The following is a 23,050-nucleotide window of genomic DNA, read 5'->3' on the forward strand; positions in this document are numbered from 1 at the left end:
ATCGTCCATTGCGGCATGTTGTTCGAGAAAATGCCGATCTTATCTTGGACTCCTAATCCCTGAGCCAAAAGTGCAAGTGATAAAGCATCAACTTGCTGACCAAATTGCGTCCACGTAATACCTTGCCACTCCTCACCCACTTTATGCTTGAGTGCAACGCGTGTACCACCGTTCGCAATTTGTTCACGAATACGTTTAACGATATGAAAATCTAACTTGGCCATTCTTTTACTTACCTTTTGGCTTACAGGCGTAAGCTAATTGAGCGAACAAGTGTACTCACGGCTTGCTAAAACGCAACTGACCAGTATCAAACTTATCACTAATAAGAGACAACTATCACTTATACGTCGCGAACGTACCTCAAATTGCTGAATGATTACTCTATTTAACTTACTGTTTAGATTGTTTATTACGAAAAAAAAAGCCCCGAGAGACAAAAATCGCTCGGGGACCAATGAATTGTAAAAATTGATGATTACCAATATGGTCTAATCGAGAAGACCAAACGTCATCTTATTTTGCGGCAACGACTTCACCACAAGTGATCATCAGTTGATCGCGTAGCCAAATGTGGCCTTTATCTTTTTCACTTGATTCATGCCAGCTTAAGAATCCGCTGATTTCTTTGTTCGCAAATGGGAAATCAAGAATTTGCAGTTGATCGCTGTTTACCGCATTTTCCGCCATCCAACGTGGTGCAATAGTCACAAGCTCAGATTGACCCACCACGTATAGTAGGTTGCTTAAACTAGAACCTTCATACGCCGCTTGGCAATCCAGTTCACGGTACGCTTGCTCTGAGAAACTACGTTGGCCATGCACTTTCGATAACTTCGCATGCTTTTCGTTAAGCAGTTGCTCAGCCGTCACACCACCTTGAATGCGTGGGTGTGTTTTTGATGCGATAACCACTAATTCATCTTTGAAGATTTCAGTACTTGAGAAACCTTGCTCATCAAAACGAGCGTAGTCGATCACGAAATCAATTTCTTGGTAGCGCATACGCTCAGACAACAAACGGTCAAATTCTGCATCTAGGTGAAGCTGAACGTTTGGTGCTTGTTGATTCACTTTTGCCATGATCTTCGGAGCAAAACGCATGTCACAAGGGCTGCAAATCGCAAGCTTGAATAAGCGAGTCGAAGATTCTGGCTGGAATACGGAGCTAGGAAGTTCATTGCGAATCAGCTGCAGTGCTTGGCGAATAGGACCAAACAGTTGACGTGCTCGTTGCGTAGGCTGAATACCACGGCCTTGGCGCATGAATAGCTCGTCGTTAAACATCACTTTTAAGCGTGCCACGGCGTTACTTACCGCCGGTTGAGACATGCCTAGGTTATGTGCTGCACGAGTAATATTTTGCTCTTGCATTACAGCATCAAATACAGTCAGTAGGTTTAAATCTACACCACGCAAAGTGCTTTCCATACGGTAGCTAGCAATTGCGCTCATCGCGTCTTTCTTCTCTAACATTGAGTGCGCCTCTTTTGTAATCGTCAACTTTGTTCATTAAATTCATAACGAATAGAATCCCATCTCGCACAAAAGACGGCGGCTGGATTCGAATCATTTTACGAATAGATAACCTAACTTTTTATTATATTTATCGTCCGGATACTTCCGGCTCGAACTGTACTATCAACTAATCGATTGCGGTTTCGCAACTAGATTGATATTTAATCAGTAAATTTTAGCCAATTAGGTATTTATTTATTAAATAACAAAGACTTGATAAAAACATAAAAAACTATAAAACACGTAAAAATGCATTCTTTGAGGACGTATTTAGCAAATTGATAGGACAGGCGGTCAACACAAGCATGCATTTAGCTCAGTTATTAGTTGGAATAAGAACAACAGATGACAGCTATATCTCTGATTGAATTTTGCACTTATCAGTCAAATTATCAGCAAATACACACTGAATAGAAATGAGAGAGGAAGAATAAAAATGCAGCCTTCTAAACAGAAAGGCTGCAACAAAATCGTGTCAAAAATGGAAGGAACAATGTACTTAGAACAACGTACTTAAATGTTCGACACGTAACTTGGAAAATCAACCTGCTCCCACAGCTGTCTGGATAACTCTGCTTTTGAATCCCATGCACCTTGCAATACCCAATGAACAATAGCCTGAGCAACATCTGGGTATTTCACACTTTCGGCTTGTTGCTCCTTTAGCCACTGGCGTACTGCGGAAATGTCTAAGCTCTCCATCGACATCGCAAGCCCTAAATCTTCTAAGGTCGCAACATTGCTCTGCTGCTCGAATTGACCCGCGAGTGGCTTTAGTAACAATTTTTTCCCCAAAGACAAGGCTTCTGAAGGAAGCTCAAACCCACCATTAGCAATGACACCACTACAGCGATGCAAATGATGCTGGAAGTTGCTGTGGCATAAAGGGCGCAGTTCTATGTTTTCTACCTGCTCACATTCGATCACATCCGGGTGATAACAGATAAACGCTTGTTGATTAAAGTGGAACAATAAGTCTGAGATATCTTCAATCGATTCGAACGGTAAATACACCAACACGAAGTCGTCGTTTTCTGCTTGGCTATCGACGGTATGCACTATCGGTGGTAACAAAGGTTGATCAAAATGATGCCAATGCAAACCAAGGTGATGTTGAGAAGGCGCAAAGTATTCAATGACGGATTTATCTAACCAACTTGCTCCCTTTAGTGGCACCGGATAACGGAAAGCATTTTGGTGGCTGATACCAATAGAAGGCTTATTTTGTTGTCTCGCTGCCCACGCAGTCACAGGTTCGAAATCATTAATGATAAGATCGTAGGACGACAGATCGAGTTGCTTAACTTCTTTGAAAAACTGCACCAAATTGTTATTCAATGCTGTTTTCGCGTAGTTTACAGAGCCTTTTTCGGTAATAAAGGTGAAGCCTCGGCGAGTCTGGTAATCGCCAAATGCTTCCATTGAAAAGTATTTTTCCGGCGCTCGCCCAGAAAACAAAAAGTCGACCTCAACATCGTGCTCTTTAAACGCATGACTCATCGCCCTTGCGCGTGCAATATGTCCGTTTCCTGTCCCTTGAACACCGTACAAGATTTTCATCAATTAGCCTCCTAACATCGCAATCGCTAATCCACCACAAAGACTGCCAAGCAGTGCACCAATGATGACATCGGTAAAAAAGTGCACACCCAATAAGATTCGCGCGGTTCCGATTAAACTTGCCCAAAAGAATGCAGCAACGCCTAGGCTCGGATAGAAATGGTCAATCAGCGTCGCCATGACAAACGCAGCGGCAGTGTGTCCTGAAGGAAGACTGTAGCGATCAGAGGGGGTAATAAAAGCAGGAAGGAGTGCACTAAGCTCTTCAGGGCGACGACGCTTAAAACTATTTTTCAGCGTCCAATAAATTGGTAGCTCGATAGCAAAAGCAAGTAAACCCGCCAGTAAAAACCAGACTCCTTGCTCCTTATCTAAATACCAAGCTAATAACCCCAACACCAAGTAAAGATGCCCGTCACCACTGTGGGAAACTCCTTTACTGATATTGGCGACTTGTTGATTAAAACGGTGCTTAAGACAAACACTAGAGAGCGCTAAATCAAACTTAGCAATGGTTGCAATTGGCTGTGTAATTGTCTCTATGGTTCGCATGTGACCTTTCCTTACTTTGACAACGCCTTTGTGTGAAAAGTAGGAGGTTTAGGTGACAACAGCATGACGGGAGTTTGGACAATTAATGACAAAGGCCAAATTAAGGTGTGCCCAACGATTTATCTATTGGGCATAACCATAAAAATAGAACATTAAGAAGGGTTTGATGGTTGCGGTTGAGGGGTGTCTATATACCAGACTTTTCTCTTCTTGCGGCAGGCGCGCAAAGAGCCCGTCGTCATGTCGCCATCTTTTGTAAGCTCATAGCTCAGTGAGCGGCAAGTATAGTTTCCCGACAGTTCATGCTCTATACTCGTTTGCTCCGTTTTACTCGAGTTAGGCTCTAGTAGAGGGTTAGGCTGAGTAGATAAAATGTCACGATTTATCACATTGCTGCGCGCATAATCCTTATGGACATAACCTTTTATCACTCCTTTCTGTTCAACGAGAAACCAAGGTTGATCAACCACTTTTGCTAGCACATTAAAGACTTCCCCTTTCGATAATACGCCAAGCTTTGCCCCTTCAAGACTCGGTTTGGAGCGTAGGTTTAATGTGGTCTTAGAGCGGTAAGAGACATCCATAAACTCTACTGGGTTTGAGGTATCGACACCTTCAGTGGTTGGTCGGAAAACTTCCGCTTGCTGTTTCTCACTAGGCTGGACACGGATCTTCCACCAAGAATACGTTTCCGGATCTTTACCTTTAAACTTATTTCGGCTGTCAGACTCAAGGGCAACAAGCATCTGATTCAAGAACGATTCGCGTCCTTCATTACTCAAAAATCGATCCATTTGATCATTGATGACCATGACGCTCTGTGAGTGATTATTCATAACAACGGGGGAAGCCACTTCCACATAGGTCTGCGATTGAAACAGCTGACAACCCGACAAGCTGACCAGAGTAAATACTATGGCTGAACGTCCAAATTGTTTTGTTAACCTCATTCTTTCCCTAACCCTTATATTTCTTTTACCTAGTGCAACTGCACTACTATAAATGGTCATTCAAAACTTTTGCCAAACAATTCGGACCTTTGTGTGACAAGTCGCAATCCCGATGCTTGTTTTGGTAATGAAACGTCGCAAACTTGATGAGAACTTACTTCTTCTAGCACGTTTCTATCGCATCATGCCGTTTCACTTAGTGCATCATTTTTCTCAAGCAAACGAAAAGACTCATCCGATATGAATAAAAAATCGACTTTAGGGTTGACGCGCTTCATGGAGTGCGGTACTAATTTGTTAACTTAATTATGTGGAAAGCTTAACAACTATGTCAGCTCATTTTTCTATCCTGCTTAGCCTCCTCCTGATCGTGACCAGTTCGCGCGGGTAGGCTGTGGAAGAAAAATAACCACACCAATTTCTAAGAACCCGCATGAGAATGCGGTTTTTTTTATATCTAAATACTGGAAGTAAACGATTCACTTGCGCGAAAGTGCAGAAATCAGGAAGGAAGCAAACATGAACGATCAGGTCATTATATTCGACACCACATTGCGTGATGGCGAGCAAGCGTTGTCAGCAAGCTTGACGGTTAAAGAAAAACTGCAGATTGCCTATGCGCTGGAAAGACTCGGCGTTGATGTTATCGAAGCTGGCTTCCCAATCTCTTCACCAGGTGATTTCGAGTCTGTACAAACCATCGCAAAAAACATAAAAAACAGTCGAGTTTGTGCCCTTTCGCGTGCCGTTGCGAAAGACATTGATGCTGCCGCTGAAGCCTTAAAAGTGGCCGACCAATTCCGTATCCACACGTTTTTAGCCACTTCCACCATTCACGTAGAAGACAAACTACGCCGCAGCTACGACGATGTACTAGAAATGGCAGTCAACGCCGTTAAACATGCACGTAACTACACTGATGATGTCGAGTTTTCTTGTGAAGATGCTGGTCGTACTCCAATCGACAACCTATGTCGCATGGTAGAAGCCGCCATCAATGCAGGTGCGAGTACAATCAACATTCCAGATACCGTTGGCTACACCGTACCAAGTGAGTTTGGTGGGATTATTGAAACTCTATTTAACCGCGTTCCGAACATTGATAAAGCGATCATCTCCGTTCACTGTCACGACGATTTGGGGATGTCAGTTGCCAACTCTATTGCCGCCGTTCAAGCTGGCGCACGTCAGATAGAAGGCACGATCAATGGCATTGGAGAGCGAGCGGGTAACTGTTCACTTGAAGAGATCGCAATGATCATCAAGACTCGTCAAGAGTTTTTGGGCGTTCACACTGGCATTAAGCATGATGAAATTCACCGCACCAGTAAGTTGGTTAGCCAGCTATGCAATATGCCTATTCAAAGCAACAAAGCAATTGTGGGTGCAAATGCGTTTAGCCACTCTTCAGGCATCCACCAAGATGGCATGTTGAAGAATAAGAATACCTACGAAATCATGACCCCTGAGTCTATTGGCCTAAAAAACCAAGCTCTGAACCTAACCAGCCGCAGCGGTCGCGCTGCCGTGAAGAGCCATATGGATACCATGGGTTACAACGAAGACGAGTACAACCTAGACGCGCTGTATGCGGATTTCTTGAAACTTGCTGATCGCAAAGGCCAAGTGTTCGATTACGACCTAGAAGCCCTAATGCACTTCTCGAACTTGCGTGAAGAAGATGACTTCTACAAATTGAGCTACCTAAGCGTGCAGTCTGGCAGCGTAATGGCTACCACCAGCATCAAAATGCAATGCGGTGATGAAGAAATGTGTGAAGCAGCGGTCGGTAATGGCCCAGTTGATGCGCTATACCAATGTATCTACCGCGTGACAGGCTACGACATCGTTCTGGATAAATTCGACCTAACCGCGAAAGGTGAAGGTGAAGATGGTTTGGGTCAAGCAGACATCATTGCCAACTACAAAGGTCGCAAATACCACGGTACGGGTGTTTCCACCGACATCGTTGAGGCTTCCGGCCAAGCATTATTGCACGTTATTAACAGCATTCATCGTGCAGATAAAATCGAAGAAATGAAGCAGAAAAAGATTGCGACTGTGTAATAACAACCGGGCTACACGGCTCAGGAAAGAACACGCTCGTTGAAATAATTAAGCTCAAAATTAGAAAACTTAAAGGATTAACATGACAGACAAATCGTACAAAATTGCCGTCCTACCCGGTGACGGCATTGGCCCGGAAGTAATGGCGCAGGCACATAAAGTATTGGATGCAATCGAAAAGAAACATGGTATTGCGTTTGAGCGTGACGAGCATGATGTCGGTGGTATCGCGATCGACAATCACGGTTGCCCACTTCCAGAGAGCACAATAAAAGCATGTGAAGAGTCTGATGCAGTCCTATTCGGCTCGGTTGGCGGCCCTAAGTGGGAGCACTTACCACCAAACGACCAACCTGAACGCGGTGCCCTACTGCCGCTACGTAAACACTTCCAACTGTTCTGTAACTTACGTCCAGCGCAAATTCACTCAGGTCTTGAAGCTTTCTCACCGCTACGTGCAGACATCTCGGGTCGCGGCTTTGACATCGTGGTAGTCCGTGAACTGACGGGTGGTATCTACTTCGGCCAACCGAAAGGTCGTGAAGGTGAAGGCGCAACAGAAAAAGCATTTGATACTGAGGTGTACCACCGCTTTGAGATCGAACGTATTGCAAAAATCGCTTTTGAGTCTGCTCGTCTACGTCGCAAGAAAGTGTGCTCTATCGACAAAGCGAACGTTCTACAAAGCTCTATCTTATGGCGTGAAGTAGTCGAAGAAATCGCAAAAGACTACCCAGATGTCGAGTTGTCACACATGTACATTGATAACGCGACTATGCAGCTTATCAAAGACCCTGCTCAGTTCGACGTAATGCTATGTTCAAACATCTTCGGCGACATCATTTCTGATGAATGTGCGATGATCACAGGCTCTATGGGTATGTTGCCATCAGCAAGTCTAAACGAAAGCAAATTCGGTCTGTACGAGCCAGCAGGTGGCAGTGCACCAGATATCGCAGGTAAGAACATCGCTAACCCTGTGGCACAAATCCTGTCTGCGGCACTGATGCTACGTTATAGCCTAGGTGAGGAAACGGCGGCACAAGACATTGAAGCAGCAGTATCAAAAGCGCTATCAGCGGGGGAACTAACGGGTGACCTTGCTGGTGACAACCCAGCACTTTCGACGTCTGAGATGGGCGATAAGATCGCTGAGTACGTCTTAAACTCTTAATACAAAACAGATTCATAATAAATACTAAATCCTCGGTCAACCAATGGCTTTCCTCTAAGTCATTGGTGCAATAGCAAGGCAGCAAGCCCATTTATATTAAGGCGTTTAGTTCGCTAAATAAGCTAAATAACTGGATAAACGGGTGTCGCTAACGCAGTTATTGCGGCAACGGCGATGAGGAAAGGAAGCAAACAATGGGCAAAACATTATACGAAAAAGTCTACGACGCACACGTTGCCGTCGCAGCAGAAGGGGAAAACCCAATCTTGTACATCGACCGTCACTTGGTACACGAAGTGACGTCTCCGCAAGCATTTGACGGCTTGCGTGAAAAAGGTCGTAAAGTGCGTCAGGTCAGCAAAACTTTTGCCACCATGGACCACAACGTTTCGACAACCACCAAAGACATCAACGCATCGGGTGAGATGGCTCGTATCCAGATGGAAACGCTATCGAAAAACTGTGAAGAGTTTGGCGTTACGCTTTACGACATCAACCATAAATACCAAGGTATTGTGCATGTTATGGGCCCAGAGCTTGGTATTACCCTACCGGGCATGACCATTGTTTGTGGTGACTCGCACACGGCTACACACGGTGCATTCGGCTCTCTCGCTTTTGGTATTGGTACATCAGAAGTTGAGCACGTATTAGCAACTCAAACGCTAAAACAAGCGCGCGCCAAAACGATGAAGATCGAAGTAAAAGGCAAAGTGGCTCCGGGTATCACGGCGAAAGATATCGTGCTAGCAATCATCGGTGAAACTACAGCAGCTGGCGGTACAGGCTACGTGGTTGAATTCTGTGGTGAAGCGATCACTGACCTTTCAATGGAAGGCCGCATGACCGTATGTAACATGGCGATAGAGCTAGGTGCGAAAGCCGGTTTGATTGCGCCAGATGAAACCACGTTCGAATACATCAAAGGCCGTAAATTCTCACCTCAAGGTGCCGACTTTGATGCAGCAGTAGAATACTGGAAGACATTAAAAACGGACGATGATGCTCAGTTTGATGCAGTCGTGACGCTAAACGCAGCAGACATTAAACCACAAGTCACTTGGGGTACTAACCCAGGCCAAGTGATCGCGGTAGATCAACCTATCCCAGCACCAGAAAGCTTTGCCGACCCAGTAGAAAAGGCATCGGCAGAAAAAGCATTGGCTTACATGGGCCTAGAGGCAGGCAAGTCATTGTCTGATTACAACGTCGATAAAGTCTTCGTTGGTTCTTGTACTAACTCACGTATCGAAGACATGCGCGCAGCCGCTGAAGTAGCGAAAGGTCGCAAAGTCGCGCCTCACGTTCAAGCGCTGATCGTTCCTGGCTCTGAGCAAGTAAAAGCGCAAGCAGAAGCGGAAGGCTTGGACGTTATCTTTAAAGAAGCGGGCTTTGAGTGGCGCCTACCAGGTTGCTCGATGTGTCTAGCAATGAACAATGACCGTTTGGGCCCACATGAACGTTGTGCGTCTACTTCAAACCGTAACTTTGAAGGCCGCCAAGGTCGTGATGGCCGTACCCACCTAGTGAGCCCTGCGATGGCAGCGGCAGCAGCAATTGCTGGTCACTTTGTAGATATTCGTGAACTAGACTAAGGAGCAAACCAATGTCAGGCTTTAAACAACACACAGGCTTAGTTGTTCCTCTAGATGCAGCGAACGTTGATACTGATGCCATCATTCCAAAGCAGTTCCTACAAAAGGTCTCCCGCCTAGGGTTTGGTAAGCACCTATTCCATGACTGGCGCTTCCTAGACGATGCTGGCGAACAGCCAAATCCAGAGTTCGTGATGAACGCACCTCGCTACCAAGGCGCGTCTATCTTGCTGGCTCGTGAAAACTTCGGCTGTGGCTCATCTCGTGAGCACGCACCGTGGGCACTAGCGGATTACGGCATCAAAGCGATGATCGCACCAAGCTTTGCCGATATTTTTTACGGCAACTCGATCAACAACCAAATGGTGCCAGTTCGTTTGACTGAACAAGAAGTGGATGAAATCTTCCAGTTTGTTGAGGCAAATGAAGGTGCAGAAGTCGAGGTCGACCTAGAAGCGAATGTCGTTCGTGCCAACGGCAAAGAATATGGTTTTGAAATCGATTCGTTCCGTCGTCATTGCTTGCTAAACGGTTTGGACAACATTGGCCTAACCCTTCAACACGAAGATAAGATTGCTGAGTACGAAGCGAATATTCCAAGCTTCTTGCGTTAAGACGCGTTAGTAAATACACAAATCAAGGGCTGGCAATTGTCGGCCCTTGATTTGTTTTGGGTGACTGATCTCATATCGCTTTGCTTACGGAATGCCGAACGCCTCTGTTGAAATTCGTCATCCTGAACAGCGACGAAGGAGCGTGATTCAGGATCGACTACCAGAGCGCACTGTACAGATTCATACTGTCTTTACTCAAGAGTTTGTGGATATTAGATTCCTGATATCGCTTATGCTCCTCGGAATGACAGCGAATAAAGGCCACTGATTACTGAAAGAAAACAAGCACTAAACTGGTCTACACTATCAACAATATCTCATTCAAAGGTATCTCTATGAAGCGTCTGTTATTGCTGTTGTGTGCTCTGGTTTCTTTCTCGACATTGTCCGCGCCTAAATCCGACTTATGGCCATATTGGAAACAATCGAATCAAGCCAACCAAACCCAAATTTCTCATCAAGAATGGCAACAACTGCTCGATACTTATTTAGTTGAACAAGGCGAGAATACCTTGTTTCGTTATAGCCAAGTCTCCTCTGTCGATAAAACTAAGCTGAAACAATACATCCAGCGTTTGGCAAAACTAGACCCTCTACAATACAACCAAGCAGAGCAATATGCCTATTGGGTAAACCTTTACAACGCCATCACGGTAGATCTTATTTTGGATAACTATCCAGTCGAATCAATCACCAAGCTAGGTGGTTTATTTAGCTTTGGTCCTTGGGGAGACGATGTGGTCGTGGTCAATGGGAAGGATCTAACTTTAAACGATATTGAACATCGAATTTTGCGTCCAATTTGGAATGACCCAAGAACGCATTACGCGGTTAACTGTGCCAGCCTAGGATGCCCTAATCTGCAATCTCAAGCATTCACTGCTGGCAACACGCAAGCTCTACTGGATAGTGCCGCCAAAACATTTATCAACAGCAGCAAAGGCGTATCTATCCAAGGTAACACGGCACAGCTGTCTTCTATTTATGATTGGTTTGCAACGGACTTTGGTGGAGAAAAACAAATCTTCAAACACATCGCAAAGTACGCACCGCAATACAAAAACTTCTCTGGCAAAGTGAAATACGAATACGATTGGGACTTGAATCAAGCCAACTAAACTGGGGGATGTGAGGTCAATTAGCATTAGGGACATAATAGGCCAAAAGCTAAAGACACCGGCAACTCAAAGACTAAGACATGAAAAAAAAGGGCACTGAGTGCCCTTTTTTACATCCAAATGTTTGATAGAAAACGTCCGACTACTTAAAGCCTTTAACCTTCTTAATAAGATCGTAAGCGTTTTGAATCTCTTGAGATTTCTCTTTCGCGACGTTCATCATCTCTGGTGGTAAACCTTTAGCCATCAATTTGTCCGGGTGATGCTCGTTCATCAGTTTACGATAAGCACGCTTAACGGTTTTACTGTCTGCATCTGAAGACACATCCAGAATTTTGTACGCGTCGGCCAACTGATCCGCTTGTGAAGCTTGTTGCCAGCTACCACCTGAAGATTGGCCTTGATGCTGACCATGAAAACCGCCCTGGCTTTGGAAACGAAATGCGGCTTCTTGCATTTGCAAACGACGCTCTAATTGCTCAGAAGAGAAACCCAAACCACGTGCAATCTTGTGTAGTACATTTCGTTCACTCGGGTGGATCGAGCCATCTGCAAAGGCCGCCGAGATTTGCAGCTCTAAGAAAAATTGCAACAAGTCAAAGCGACCAGCTGTCGAAATTTTCACACGAACAAGAACATCTTCTAACGGAAAGTCGCTGTCTTTACCTTCACGAAACGCGTCTTGCGCTGCGCGACGCTGTTCGCCATGCAAATTCATGCGGTCCATCATGGCTGAAGCCAGTTGGATTTCCTCTTTGGTGACTTGGCCTTTCGCTTTTGCCACATGTCCCATTACCGCAAACGCCGCTTTAAAAAACTCTTCTTGGCGCTGAGCTTGACTTGGCCCTTTTCCAAAGCCGCCAGTAGAGAACCCGGCTTGACTCAAGCGACGTGCTTTATCGAATTGATGGCCAATAAATAAGCCAAAGAGTAAACCTAGCGGCCCGCCAAGTAACAAGCCAAAAAAGGCACCCAGAATTTTGCCAAAAATATGCATTATGTGTTCTCTATCAATGAATTTTTATCGACGACGGCGGTCTTATAGTGCCGGATGCAACGATTTCCTTTATGATAATGGAATTAGTTTTATTTCGGCTAGGCCATTTCGCCTGCTTATCTTTGCAGCTATTTTGTCGTCATTATGCCACAGTGAATCAATACGCTGGGATAAATGCGACTATAGTTGATTCATTTGGCTATTACGCTAGGGTACAACAAGCCCTATAGCCATCGAGTAGTAGTGACACAGGAAAGTTCAATTCAATGCAACATTTCTCCCGCACATTTTTAGCGGCCTCTATCAGCACCGCCTTGTTTGTACCCACCACTCAAGCTGAAGCGAATATCCATGATAGTGTGCAGGAAATGCCCGCCACAGATCAATGTTTGGTCGATACAAGTGGCGAGGAGGACGCTCTTAATACCCCAGTAGTGGTAGAAGCTGACACCCTGCAAGCCATCAATGGTGACAAAGCTCAGTACTCAGGTAATGTACAAGTCACCCAAGGCCAGAAGAAAATTACCGCAGATAGCGTAACGCTGCACCAACAAGACAACGTCGTGGTTGCCGAAGGCAACGTGACTTTCAATGACGGCCAAGTCAAAGCTCGATCTGATCGTGTTACTAACGACATTAATCAAGATACGTTTTCGCTTGAGAACACCGATTATCAGTTCCTTTGCCAACAAGGCCGAGGCACTGCAGCCTATATCGCTCGCACAGGTCAGTCGGTTTATGAACTCGAAGACGGCTCTATCACATCGTGCCCTCAAGGCGATAATTCATGGCGATTGGTTGCGTCAGGCATCGATGTTGACCAAGATGAAGAGACAGCGACGCTGCACCACCCTCGATTTGAAGTGTTAGATGTGCCTGTTTTCTATGTGCCGTATCTAACCATGCCAATTGGAGATACGCGTAAAACGGGTTTCCTCTTCCCTTCTTTATCGTATGGTTCTAGTGATGGTATGGAAGTCGAGGTGCCATTCTATTGGAACATCGCGCCTCAATATGACATGACACTCACCACGCTCTATATGCAGCAACGTGGTACAAAACTCGATACTGATTTCCGCTACCTAACAGATGGTTGGGGAAATGGGGAAATCAAAGGCGAATACCTCAATAGTGATCGCAAATATCAGGACGAGTCTCGTTGGGGCTACCAAGTTAAACACGACGGTATCATCAATAAACAGTGGATAGTCAAAGTCGATTACTCAAAAGTGAGTGATATTGATTACTTCCTCGATCTCGACTCCAACATTGGTAACCGTGAAGATGGTCAACTGGTTCAAGAAGGACAAGTACAATATCGTTCTGACTTCTGGGATGCCTCGTTAACCGTTCGTGACTTCCAAATCTTATTGAAAGAAGAGAACCGCCCTTATCGCCTGCTTCCTCAGTTAGACTTGAACTACTACACGCCGTTGTGGGGAGATTACCTTAACTTTGACGTGAAGAGCCAAGTCAGCCGCTTCGATACGAGCGATGCTGCGCGACCAAATGCGACCCGTGTTCACATTGAACCAGGGCTTACATTACCGCTCTCAAACTCATGGGCAACGTGGACAACAGAAGCGCGCGTGCTCTCTACGTATTACTCTCAAGACTTAACGGGTTTGACAGATGTAAACTTGCAAAACCAGTTGGATGATGAAGTTTCTCGTGTTATTCCTGAGTTCCGTACGCATGCGCAACTTTACTTAGAACGAGATACAAGCTGGATCAAGGGCTACACCCAAACACTGGAGCCTCAGCTGCAGTACTTGTACGTACCTGAAGAAGATCAAACCAACATCTACAACTACGATACCACCTTGCTACAAACCGACTACTACGGGCTATTCCGCAGTCGTAAGTACAGTGGCATTGATAAAATCGCCTCGGCGAACCAGTTAAGCTACGGTGCGAGTACTCGCTTCTTTGATGATGACTATAAAGAGCGTCTTAACGTTTCATTTGGTCAGATTTACTACTTCGATAAAAAGACCAAACTGAGCAACAGCCCAAATCTTCCGGATGAGACCACCAATTACTCATCATGGGCGATTGAAGCCGATTTCAACTACAACGATTACTTGTTCTATCACGGTGGAATTCAATACGATATTGATTTGAGCTCCATGCAGTTGGCAAACAGTACCTTGGAATACCAATTCAACGGCGGCTTTATTCAGGGTAACTATCGCTACGTTACGCGTGAATACATCGAAGATACGATCATTCTCGAAAACCTAGACACAATTACTCGTAAAGGTATTTCTCAAGCAGGTATTGTAGCGGCCTACGAGTTCAACCCGAACTGGTCTGCGAGTGGTCAATACTACTACGACCTCAATGAAAATGCGGACCTAGAATGGTTAGCGAGCCTGCGTTACCAATCTGACTGTTGGTACATTGGCGTCACTTACTCAAACCAATTGCTTGGTTGGGAAGACCAAGCTATCGGCAGCAATGGGGCATCACCTGAATACGAAAATAACTTCAGCGTTAACTTCGGTATTCAAGGCTTTGCGACCAACCAGCGTGAAGACACTGCTGTCAAAGAACTGGATGGTTCTGACAACGCAATTAAGTACGGCCGCCCATTCTATCTGAACAATTAATCGAAATAGGCGTCTTAAATGAATAAGACGCCTATTCAAAAATACTGACGGAATTTTAAATGAAAATTTGGAAATCAATCTTATTCACGACCCTACTCTCTTGCGGAGCGGTTGCAGCACCAGTAGAGATCGATAAGGTTGCGGTCATCGTGAATGACGGTGTAGTTCTACAAAGCGACATCGAAACAGCGATGAAAACGCTGCAAGCCAACGCACGTCAAAGTGGAAAGAGCTTACCTTCTACCAGCGTGTTAAAAGAACAAGTCGTTGAAAAACTTATCATTGATACGTTGCAAGGCCAAGAAGCAGACCGTATTGGTGTGCGTATTGACGACAACCGTTTAAACCAAGCGATTGCAGAGATCGCACGTAATAATGAGCAAACAGTAGAACAACTCGCCGCTTCTGTAGAAAGTGAAGGTTTAAGTTACCCAGAATTCCGCGAACAAATTCGTAAGGAAATCGCCGCATCAGAAGCCCGCAATGCACTGGTTCGTCGCCGTATTAATATCCTTCCAGCAGAGGTAGATAGCCTTGCTGAGCAACTATCACAAGAAACCAATGCGACTGTTCAATACAAAATTGGACACATTCAACTGCGCTTCTCTGACGATAAAGAAAAATCTGCTGTAGAAGCAGAAGCTAAAGCGCTCGCGAAAAAGCTAAACGAAGGTGCAGATTTTACGGAGATGGCCTACACCTACTCTAAAGGTCCTAAAGCTTTACAAGGTGGTGATTGGGGCTGGATGCGTAAAGAAGAGATGCCAACCATCTTTGCTGATCAGATCAAGATGCAAAACAAAGGCAGCATTATTGGTCCATTCCGTAGTGGCGTTGGTTTCCACATCCTAAAAATAGAGGATGTAAAAGGCCTAGAAACGGTTGCGGTAACGGAAGTAAATGCGCGTCATATTTTGATTAAACCAACCGTGATTCTGAGCGACGAAGGGGCGAAGAAGCAACTGAATGAATTTGTACGCCGCATCAAAGCCGGTGAAGCAACGTTCGCTCAATTGGCAACACAATACAGTCAAGATCCTGGCTCGGCAGCACAAGACGGTGAGCTAGGTTATCAAACACCAGATCTTTACGTGCCAGAATTTAAGCACCAAGTAGAAACTCTGCCAGTTGGCTCAATCAGCGAACCGTTCAAAACCGTTCACGGCTGGCATATCGTTGAAGTGTTGGATCGTCGCCAAGTTGACCGCACTGACTCAGCGATGAAGAACAAAGCTTACCGTATTCTATTTAACCGTAAATTTAATGAAGAAGCGGGCGCATGGATGCAAGAGCTACGCGCAAGTGCGTTTGTTGAAATCGTGGATGACAACAATGACAACTAATACAATTCGTAGAATTGTCGTAACCGCAGGGGAACCTGCGGGTATCGGCCCAGACTTAGTGCTTGCCCTATCGAAAGAAGATTGGGCGCACCAAATTGTCGTCTGTGCCGATAAGAATATGCTGACGGAGCGAGCCAAGCAGCTTGGCATCGAAGTCCAACTGTCTGATTATAGTCCAGAAGAAGCACCTAAAGCACAAAAAGCGGGCACGCTTATCGTTGACCATATCCAAATATCGGAACCTGCGGTCTTAGGCGAGCTCAATGAAGCGAATGGCCACTATGTACTAAAAACGCTAGAAAGAGCGGCTTTAGGCTGTATGAATGATGAATTTGATGCTATTGTCACCGGCCCTGTTCATAAGGGGGTGATTAATCGCGCAGGTGTTGCATTCAGTGGTCATACTGAATTTTTCGCCGAGAAGTCACAAACGCCGCTAGTCGTAATGATGCTAGCAACGGAAGGACTACGCGTGGCGCTGGTTACAACACATATTCCTTTAGCTTATGTGTCCAAAGCTGTCACCGAAGAGCGATTAGAAAAAATCATCGATATTCTTCATAAAGACCTTGTAGAAAAGTTTGCTATCGCACAACCAAACATCTACGTTTGCGGGCTTAACCCTCATGCTGGCGAAGATGGCTGCTTAGGTCGTGAAGAGATCGAGACCATCACTCCGACACTGGAAAAAATTCGACAAGAAAAAGGTATCAACCTGATCGGCCCTCTGCCCGCTGATACCATTTTCAATGAAAAATATTTAAATGATGCTGATGCTGTTTTAGGCATGTACCATGATCAAGTATTGCCAGTATTAAAATACAAAGGCTTTGGTCGTTCAGTAAACATTACTCTTGGTCTACCTTTTATTAGAACATCGGTGGACCACGGTACTGCATTAGATCTGGCAGGGACAGGTCAAGCGGATACAGGGAGTTTCCGAACAGCGCTCACGCATGCGATAGATTTGGTAGAGAAGAAACAATGAGAAATGATGTCCATTTAGGACACAAAGCGCGTAAACGTTTTGGTCAAAACTTCCTGAACGATCCATACATTATTGATGGAATCGTATCAGCGATTAACCCAAAACCAGGTCAAAACCTGGTTGAAATCGGTCCTGGTCTTGGTGCAATCACTGAGCCGGTAGGTCGTGAAGTGGATAAGTTCACAGTTATCGAATTAGACCGCGATCTGGCGGAACGCCTACGTACTCACCCTGAACTGGCGGATAAGTTGACCATCCATGAGGGTGACGCTATGCGTTTTGACTTCACTCAATTAGTGAAGCCAAACAACAAACTGCGCATTTTTGGTAACTTGCCATACAACATCTCTACACCATTGATGTTCCACCTTTTTGAGTTCCATAAAGACATTCAAGACATGCACTTTATGCTGCAAAAAGAAGTGGTAAACCGCTTAGCCGCCGGCCCTGGCAGCAAAGCTTACGGCCGTTTAACGGTAATGGCTCAGTACTACTGTAAAGTGGTACCGGTACTGGAAGTACCGCCAACGGCATTCGTTCCACCACCGAAAGTGGATTCTGCCGTTGTTCGTTTAGTGCCTTACGAAGAGCTGCCATGCCCGGCGAAAGATCTGCGTTTGCTCGATCGCGTTTGTCGTGAAGGCTTTAACCAACGTCGTAAAACCGTTCGTAACTGCTACAAATCGTTGTTAAGCACAGAAGTACTAGAAGAGCTAGGTGTTAATCCAAGCATGCGTCCAGAGAACCTGACGCTAGAACAATTCGTCGCAATGGCGAACTGGCTTGCGGATAACCCGCAGCACTAAGAACTCAAACAATGAGCCAAACCCTTGTAGGTTTGGCTTATTATTATTGGGATATTACGTTTCTGAGGAGTGCACATGGACGTCATTCAACCTTGCATCAAAATTCAAGTTCACACCAAATACATCGAAGAACAGTCCAACCCAGAGCTACAACGCTACGTTTTCGCTTATATCATCACCATCAAAAACCTTAGCCAGCAAACCGTACAGTTAGTGAGCCGCCGCTGGCTAATCACAGACTCGAACGGCAAGCAAATGACGGTTGAAGGAGACGGAGTTGTAGGCCAGCAGCCCTTTATTCCAAGCAATGATGAATACACGTATAGTAGCGGAACCGCGTTAGAAACCCCTGTCGGCGTTATGCAAGGACACTACAAAATGCTGGATGAGAAAGGGCAAGAGTTCATCACCGAAATCGAACCATTTCGCTTGGCTGTTCCAAATGTTTTAAATTAGTAAATTGGAGATTCAGTGGCTACCTATATTGTTGGTGACATCCAAGGCTGTTTTGATGAATTGCAGCGACTACTAGAAAAAGTATCTTTCTCTGCGAAAAAAGACCAACTTTGGCTTGCTGGTGATTTGGTCGCCAGAGGGCCTAAATCACTAGAAACGTTACGCTTTGTGAAGTCACTTGGCGCAAACGCAATCGTGGTGCTTGGTAATCACGACCTTCACCTTCTCGCAGTGGCTCACGGGATAAAAAAGGTCAAAGACAAAGATAAAACCGCACCTATTTTCACGGCCCCTGACAAAGAGGAACTACTGACATGGCTAGCTCAGCAACCTCTAATGGCCGAGCATGACGAGTTCGTGATGTGTCACGCTGGCATATCACCGCAGTGGAGTCTAAAAACAGCGAGAAAGTGTGCCCGTGAAGTTGAGCGCATCATCCAAAGTGAAGAGCTGCCTTGGCTATTAAAAAACATGTACAGCAATCAACCGGATTCCTGGGATGACTCTCTACAGGGTTTGGACCGATACTGTTATATTATCAATGCTTTTACGCGGATGCGCTTTTGTTTCCCTGATGGTCGTTTGGATATGGATTGTAAATTGCCACCGCAACAAGTTTCCGGTAACGAACTTATTCCATGGTTTGATGTGCCTAAACGTATCCACTTAAACAAAGCGGTGCTCTTTGGGCACTGGGCTGCACTGCAAGGTTATATGAACAGCGAAGTCATCGGGCTAGATACTGGCTGTGTTTGGGGCGGAAGCCTAACCATGATCCGTTGGGAAGATAAGAAAATTTTTACTCAGGATGCGTTAAGTTAAACACTGAATAACAGTCGATAATCCATAGTAGGAGGAATACCTGTCACTTAACACCTCCTGTAGGGTCATTCCAACGAGCCTTAACGAGACTAGAAATCTAATATCCTCGCGCTGCGAATAGATAGAAATACCTTTGACAACAAAGTACTCGTATAGAGGCTCCTGAATCTCGCTCTTTCGTCGCTTTTCAGGATGACGGTAGGTTGGGATGGCCGCTCGCTGTTATACGAACGGCATTACCGTATTAACTACGCGGTGTTAATCTCGAATTACTTTTCTAACACAGTAAAGCGCATGTTGTAGGCGTTCTTCTCATCGGCTTGATACATTTCTGAGTAAGTTTCCTTAAACTCGTCTCCCCAATCTGGGAACTGAGTATCACCATCAATGGCCGCTTCAATGTGTGTTACATACAGTTTATTGGCCATAGGCAGACAAGTGGTGTAAATCGCACCACCACCAATGATCATCACTTCTTCCACATCACCTGCGACTTCCAGAGCCTGCTCAATCGATGTTACGGTAGTGACACCTTCGATCTTTAGTGTCTCATCACGGCTAATAACAATATTCAAGCGACCAGGTAAAGGGCGACCAATAGACTCATAGGTTTTGCGTCCCATCACAACCGGTTTTCCCATGGTACAACGCTTAAACCAAGCGAAATCGGCGGGAAGATGCCAAGGCATTTGATTGTCTTTGCCAATGATGCGATTGTCGGCCATCGCGGCAATCATACTAATGATCATGTTAGGTCCTTATACAATTGGTCTGCGGCGATAGAATAACAGCCCCGGAACCGCAAGACCAACTGCTAAACCTGCAATAATAAACATGGCCTTAAGAAAGTTTTCCATACAGGTTGCGACAAGCTCGGGTGAGTAGCCAACATGATTGATTTCTACCATAGCGATCATTGCTTTGTACGCAAACACACCCGGCACCATCGGGATCAAAGCAGCCACAGTAAACACTTTTGGATGCGCGAGAAAACGGTGAGACCAGTACACACCAATCATCCCAACTAACGTCGCGGCAAAAAAGGTTGCCCACTCAATAGGAATGCCAAACTGCATCATCAAGTAGCGGCTACCATGACCAATCGCACCACCAACAGCGCAATACACTAAAGCTCTTTGTGGCACGTTAAAAACCAATGCAAATCCTACGGCGGGAATCGCCGCAAAAAACATGTCATTCAACAGGCCAAACATCAAATCAAATAAACTCATTAGATAGCCCACCCCCAAATTCCAGTTACACTCATCGCAGCAACGATCCCCAAACATGTCGCCAACGTTAGTAAACTAGCCATCACAAATCGAGCAATCCCCATATTAATGTGGCCTTTCAACATATCTGCGACAGAGTTAATGAGTGGGAAACCAGGTACAAGCATTAATACTGACGATGCCATTGCTACGGTAGGTAGATTACCGACTTGGTAAATTTCCGCCTGTGCTGAAATTAAGGTAGTCACAAAAGCGGTCGCAGCAAAGTTCAATAGAGGGTTGAAATGACGATGACCAATTTCTTGGCGAACGATCATGCCACCAGCTGAAGCTAAAAAGGTCATGATGAAGACTCCCCAATCACCACCAGCTAGATGACTGAATGCCGCACAAGACAAGCCAATCATAAACACCACCAACCAGCGGTTATAACGCTCTGGACTGATAGCGTTCAGCTTTTTCTGCGCCATGGTTGCATCGAGCAAACCACGTTCCATCATGATACAGATTCGTTGAATTTGCGTAATAACGCGCATATTGATGCCACGATCAGCGCAGCTTCGGGTGGTGGTGATGCAATGCCCATCCATTACCGTCGTCACAACCAATGCATTAGCTGATAGTGCTACCGCAACTTCATTCACCCCACAAGCAAGGCCAATACGACGCATAATATCGCTCACAAGAGTACTTTCAGCACCATGAGCAAGTAGCATTTGTCCGGCTTGGGCGACAAGACGAGAAATCGATCGTTGAGTAGATACCGCCAACTCTCTAGGCGGTATGGTTTCTAGAGTCATAAATAAGTCTAATTCCTTTTAGGGTGTTACTCATTCATACGCGCGAGGGCCAAACTAACCCTCAAAAAACACGACGTATCGGTTATTGTGCCGTAAATCACATCACCTAAATATGATTTAGATACAAAAAAAGCCGCAATAAATAATTGCGGCTTAATGAATTATAGGCAAACAGGCATTGTTTGACCGTTCTGATTAGTCACGAACGTAGACAACGTGACCGTCATCTTCTTCATCGTCCCAGTCATCCCAATCGTCGTCGTCATCTTCAGTGATAACGTCTTTACCCGCCATCGCATCTTTATGGTAATCATCCCACATGAAGTTAACTTTATCTTCTTCAGCCACTTCTTCCTCTTCGCGAGGTAGGTTATCCATAAAGTCAGCCAGTTTGTAACAAAGCTCTTTAGTACCGTTACGATTGATCGCCGAGATCTTAAAGTACTCGTCTTCCCAACCTAGTGCGTCTAAGATTTCTTGGATCTTCTCATTCGCTTCTTCTTCAGGCATTAGATCAACTTTGTTGAACACTAACCAGCGCGGCTTACTTGCCAGTTTCTCGCTGTATTGTTCTAGTTCATCAATGATCGTCAATGCATTTTGCACCGGATCGGACTGATCAATAGGCATAATATCGATCATGTGCAGCAACACTCGACAACGCTCTAAGTGCTTCAAGAATCGAATACCAAGGCCAGCGCCATCTGCTGCACCCTCGATCAAACCAGGGATGTCTGCAACAACAAAACTTTTCTCTGGTACGACACTTACGACACCCAAGCTTGGGATCAAAGTCGTGAATGGGTAATCAGCGACTTTCGGTTTTGCTGCTGATACTGCGCGGATAAAGGTTGATTTACCGGCATTAGGTAGACCAAGCATACCCACATCAGCAAGAAGCAATAGCTCAAGGCGAATTTCGCGTACTTCACCTTTTGTACCCAATGTTCTCTGACGAGGCGCGCGGTTTACTGAAGATTTGAAACGCGTGTTACCTAGACCGTGCCAACCGCCTTTTGCGATCATCACTTTCTTACCGTGTTCAGCAACTTCCGCCACGATTTCATTTGTGTGGATATCCACAGCGCGCGTACCCACAGGTACACGAAGAACGATGTCTTTACCACGCTTACCTGTACAGTTACCACCGCGACCGTTTTCACCACGCTCAGCTTCGTAGAAGCGCTGGAAACGGTAATCAATCAGGGTATTTAGGTTTTCATCGGCTTGGATATAAACATCACCACCGTCACCGCCATCACCGCCATCAGGGCCACCTTTAGTGATGAATTTTTCACGCCAGAAACTGACAACGCCACTACCGCCATCACCAGCCTGAACTTTTACTACCGCTTCATCTACGAACTTCATCTTTTACTCCGACTACTTCGTGCGTGGATTAAATCTTACTATGTCATCCGACAATTTTAGCAGATGACAGATCTAAGCTCCCAGATTCAAATCGCTTAGGATCTTAGCGAGAAACTTCGATATGTCGACTGCCACAAATAAAAAACCCCGCCGATTCGGCAGGGCTTTTGAATTCAGCTTAAAGCTATTAAGTAATTTGGTTAAAAACCTAATTACTCAGCTTCGATGCTTACAAACTTACGGTTCTTAGGACCTTTCACTTCGAACTTCACTTTACCTTCAGTAAGAGCGAATAGAGTGTGGTCTTTACCGATACCTACGTTGTTACCAGCGTGGAACTTAGTACCACGTTGACGAACGATGATGTTACCTGCAAGTACAGATTCACCACCGAAACGCTTAACACCTAGACGTTTGCTTTCTGAATCGCGGCCGTTACGAGTAGAACCACCAGCTTTTTTGTGTGCCATTGTTA

Annotated in this window: 22 protein-coding genes; 11 read left to right on the top strand and 11 right to left on the bottom strand. The window is 45.4% G+C overall.

Annotation, left to right across the window (positions count from 1 at the left end; genetic code table 11):
- The 5 genes from R8N46_RS22625 to R8N46_RS22645 all read right to left on the bottom strand — a co-directional run.
- Positions 1–224: AMP-binding protein (locus R8N46_RS22625; RefSeq protein WP_318189668.1), on the bottom strand; the 224-nt coding region annotated here is incomplete at its 3' end.
- A gap of 292 nt (positions 225–516) precedes the next feature.
- Entirely contained in the window at positions 517–1,476 is a 960-nt protein-coding gene (calR, locus tag R8N46_RS22630; protein WP_005379693.1) for a LysR family transcriptional regulator CalR, read from the bottom strand.
- A 555-nt stretch (positions 1,477–2,031) separates the two neighbouring features.
- On the bottom strand, positions 2,032–3,078 hold the full coding sequence (locus R8N46_RS22635; RefSeq protein ID WP_005379691.1) for an MJ1255/VC2487 family glycosyltransferase: 1,047 nt from the start codon (positions 3,076–3,078) through the stop codon (positions 2,032–2,034).
- A 3-nt stretch (positions 3,079–3,081) separates the two neighbouring features.
- Entirely contained in the window at positions 3,082–3,630 is a 549-nt protein-coding gene (locus R8N46_RS22640) for a phosphatase PAP2 family protein (protein WP_005379690.1), read from the bottom strand.
- 152 nt (positions 3,631–3,782) lie between these two features.
- Positions 3,783–4,580, bottom strand: a complete 798-nt coding sequence (locus tag R8N46_RS22645; RefSeq protein WP_213972397.1) for an SH3 domain-containing protein — start codon at positions 4,578–4,580, stop codon at positions 3,783–3,785.
- Positions 4,581–5,099: 519 nt separating this feature from the next.
- Between R8N46_RS22645 and leuA the strand changes: the two genes are divergently transcribed.
- The 5 genes from leuA (at position 5,100) to R8N46_RS22670 (ending at position 11,148) form a co-directional block, all read left to right on the top strand.
- Positions 5,100–6,647: a 2-isopropylmalate synthase gene (gene leuA / locus R8N46_RS22650; protein ID WP_005379685.1), complete on the top strand. Its 1,548-nt coding sequence runs from the start codon at positions 5,100–5,102 to the stop codon at positions 6,645–6,647.
- Between the two features lie 82 nt (positions 6,648–6,729).
- On the top strand, positions 6,730–7,821 hold the full coding sequence (gene leuB / locus R8N46_RS22655) for a 3-isopropylmalate dehydrogenase (protein WP_064353595.1): 1,092 nt from the start codon (positions 6,730–6,732) through the stop codon (positions 7,819–7,821).
- Positions 7,822–8,015: 194 nt separating this feature from the next.
- The gene (gene leuC, locus R8N46_RS22660; RefSeq protein WP_005379681.1) at positions 8,016–9,416 is read left to right on the top strand and encodes a 3-isopropylmalate dehydratase large subunit; all 1,401 of its coding nucleotides are present in this window, start codon (positions 8,016–8,018) and stop codon (positions 9,414–9,416) included.
- Positions 9,417–9,427: 11 nt separating this feature from the next.
- Positions 9,428–10,030: a 3-isopropylmalate dehydratase small subunit gene (gene leuD / locus R8N46_RS22665; protein ID WP_005383071.1), complete on the top strand. Its 603-nt coding sequence runs from the start codon at positions 9,428–9,430 to the stop codon at positions 10,028–10,030.
- Positions 10,031–10,365: 335 nt separating this feature from the next.
- Positions 10,366–11,148, top strand: coding sequence for a DUF547 domain-containing protein (locus R8N46_RS22670; RefSeq protein ID WP_017820269.1), 783 nt, complete (start codon positions 10,366–10,368; stop codon positions 11,146–11,148).
- Between the two features lie 142 nt (positions 11,149–11,290).
- On the opposite strand, the gene djlA is transcribed toward R8N46_RS22670, so the two are convergent.
- Positions 11,291–12,145 (bottom strand): co-chaperone DjlA, encoded by an 855-nt coding sequence (djlA, locus tag R8N46_RS22675; RefSeq protein WP_005383076.1) that lies wholly within the window; start codon positions 12,143–12,145, stop codon positions 11,291–11,293.
- A 266-nt stretch (positions 12,146–12,411) separates the two neighbouring features.
- Between djlA and lptD the strand changes: the two genes are divergently transcribed.
- The 6 genes from lptD to R8N46_RS22705 all read left to right on the top strand — a co-directional run bounded on the left by lptD (position 12,412) and on the right by R8N46_RS22705 (position 19,172).
- Entirely contained in the window at positions 12,412–14,757 is a 2,346-nt protein-coding gene (gene lptD / locus R8N46_RS22680) for an LPS assembly protein LptD (protein ID WP_213972396.1), read from the top strand.
- 59 nt (positions 14,758–14,816) lie between these two features.
- The gene (gene surA / locus R8N46_RS22685; protein ID WP_053306855.1) at positions 14,817–16,100 is read left to right on the top strand and encodes a peptidylprolyl isomerase SurA; all 1,284 of its coding nucleotides are present in this window, start codon (positions 14,817–14,819) and stop codon (positions 16,098–16,100) included.
- Complete coding sequence (gene pdxA / locus R8N46_RS22690) at positions 16,090–17,088, top strand: 4-hydroxythreonine-4-phosphate dehydrogenase PdxA (protein ID WP_213972395.1); 999 nt, start codon at positions 16,090–16,092, stop codon at positions 17,086–17,088. The genes surA and pdxA overlap by 11 nt, the downstream gene beginning before the upstream one ends.
- Positions 17,085–17,894: a 16S rRNA (adenine(1518)-N(6)/adenine(1519)-N(6))-dimethyltransferase RsmA gene (rsmA, locus tag R8N46_RS22695; protein ID WP_005379669.1), complete on the top strand. Its 810-nt coding sequence runs from the start codon at positions 17,085–17,087 to the stop codon at positions 17,892–17,894. The genes pdxA and rsmA overlap by 4 nt, the downstream gene beginning before the upstream one ends.
- 75 nt (positions 17,895–17,969) lie before the next feature.
- Complete coding sequence (gene apaG, locus R8N46_RS22700; protein WP_005379668.1) at positions 17,970–18,350, top strand: Co2+/Mg2+ efflux protein ApaG; 381 nt, start codon at positions 17,970–17,972, stop codon at positions 18,348–18,350.
- Between the two features lie 15 nt (positions 18,351–18,365).
- Entirely contained in the window at positions 18,366–19,172 is an 807-nt protein-coding gene (locus R8N46_RS22705) for a symmetrical bis(5'-nucleosyl)-tetraphosphatase (RefSeq protein ID WP_213895400.1), read from the top strand.
- A 269-nt stretch (positions 19,173–19,441) separates the two neighbouring features.
- Here the strand turns inward: R8N46_RS22705 and folA are convergent, their stop codons facing one another.
- The 5 genes from folA to rpmA form a co-directional block, all read right to left on the bottom strand.
- Positions 19,442–19,921 (bottom strand): type 3 dihydrofolate reductase, encoded by a 480-nt coding sequence (gene folA / locus R8N46_RS22710; protein ID WP_005379666.1) that lies wholly within the window; start codon positions 19,919–19,921, stop codon positions 19,442–19,444.
- Positions 19,922–19,930: 9 nt separating this feature from the next.
- Positions 19,931–20,404 (bottom strand): threonine/serine exporter family protein, encoded by a 474-nt coding sequence (locus tag R8N46_RS22715; protein ID WP_005379665.1) that lies wholly within the window; start codon positions 20,402–20,404, stop codon positions 19,931–19,933.
- Positions 20,404–21,204, bottom strand: a complete 801-nt coding sequence (locus tag R8N46_RS22720) for a threonine/serine exporter family protein (protein WP_132936735.1) — start codon at positions 21,202–21,204, stop codon at positions 20,404–20,406. Before R8N46_RS22720 ends, R8N46_RS22715 begins: the two co-directional genes overlap by 1 nt.
- Positions 21,205–21,399: 195 nt before the next feature.
- Entirely contained in the window at positions 21,400–22,575 is a 1,176-nt protein-coding gene (cgtA, locus tag R8N46_RS22725; RefSeq protein WP_005383091.1) for an Obg family GTPase CgtA, read from the bottom strand.
- 212 nt (positions 22,576–22,787) lie between these two features.
- Positions 22,788–23,045, bottom strand: coding sequence for a 50S ribosomal protein L27 (gene rpmA / locus R8N46_RS22730; RefSeq protein WP_005383095.1), 258 nt, complete (start codon positions 23,043–23,045; stop codon positions 22,788–22,790).
- Positions 23,046–23,050 lie beyond the last annotated feature (5 nt).

It is taken from the genome of Vibrio sp. 1874 (assembly GCF_033344395.1).
Lineage (GTDB): Bacteria > Pseudomonadota > Gammaproteobacteria > Enterobacterales > Vibrionaceae > Vibrio > Vibrio alginolyticus.

Coding starts and splice junctions, on each gene's coding strand:
- R8N46_RS22670 (WP_017820269.1), top strand. CDS start 10,366: ATGAAGCGTCTGTTATTGCTGTTGTGTGCTCTGGTTTCTTTCTCGACA.
- R8N46_RS22635 (WP_005379691.1), bottom strand. CDS start 3,078: ATGAAAATCTTGTACGGTGTTCAAGGGACAGGAAACGGACATATTGCA.
- djlA (WP_005383076.1), bottom strand. CDS start 12,145: ATGCATATTTTTGGCAAAATTCTGGGTGCCTTTTTTGGCTTGTTACTT.
- R8N46_RS22640 (WP_005379690.1), bottom strand. CDS start 3,630: ATGCGAACCATAGAGACAATTACACAGCCAATTGCAACCATTGCTAAG.
- leuA (WP_005379685.1), top strand. CDS start 5,100: ATGAACGATCAGGTCATTATATTCGACACCACATTGCGTGATGGCGAG.
- cgtA (WP_005383091.1), bottom strand. CDS start 22,575: ATGAAGTTCGTAGATGAAGCGGTAGTAAAAGTTCAGGCTGGTGATGGC.
- folA (WP_005379666.1), bottom strand. CDS start 19,921: ATGATCATTAGTATGATTGCCGCGATGGCCGACAATCGCATCATTGGC.
- calR (WP_005379693.1), bottom strand. CDS start 1,476: ATGTTAGAGAAGAAAGACGCGATGAGCGCAATTGCTAGCTACCGTATG.
- R8N46_RS22715 (WP_005379665.1), bottom strand. CDS start 20,404: ATGAGTTTATTTGATTTGATGTTTGGCCTGTTGAATGACATGTTTTTT.
- R8N46_RS22645 (WP_213972397.1), bottom strand. CDS start 4,580: ATGAGGTTAACAAAACAATTTGGACGTTCAGCCATAGTATTTACTCTG.
- leuB (WP_064353595.1), top strand. CDS start 6,730: ATGACAGACAAATCGTACAAAATTGCCGTCCTACCCGGTGACGGCATT.
- apaG (WP_005379668.1), top strand. CDS start 17,970: ATGGACGTCATTCAACCTTGCATCAAAATTCAAGTTCACACCAAATAC.
- R8N46_RS22720 (WP_132936735.1), bottom strand. CDS start 21,204: ATGACTCTAGAAACCATACCGCCTAGAGAGTTGGCGGTATCTACTCAA.
- rsmA (WP_005379669.1), top strand. CDS start 17,085: ATGAGAAATGATGTCCATTTAGGACACAAAGCGCGTAAACGTTTTGGT.
- pdxA (WP_213972395.1), top strand. CDS start 16,090: ATGACAACTAATACAATTCGTAGAATTGTCGTAACCGCAGGGGAACCT.
- surA (WP_053306855.1), top strand. CDS start 14,817: ATGAAAATTTGGAAATCAATCTTATTCACGACCCTACTCTCTTGCGGA.
- leuC (WP_005379681.1), top strand. CDS start 8,016: ATGGGCAAAACATTATACGAAAAAGTCTACGACGCACACGTTGCCGTC.
- leuD (WP_005383071.1), top strand. CDS start 9,428: ATGTCAGGCTTTAAACAACACACAGGCTTAGTTGTTCCTCTAGATGCA.
- rpmA (WP_005383095.1), bottom strand. CDS start 23,045: ATGGCACACAAAAAAGCTGGTGGTTCTACTCGTAACGGCCGCGATTCA.
- lptD (WP_213972396.1), top strand. CDS start 12,412: ATGCAACATTTCTCCCGCACATTTTTAGCGGCCTCTATCAGCACCGCC.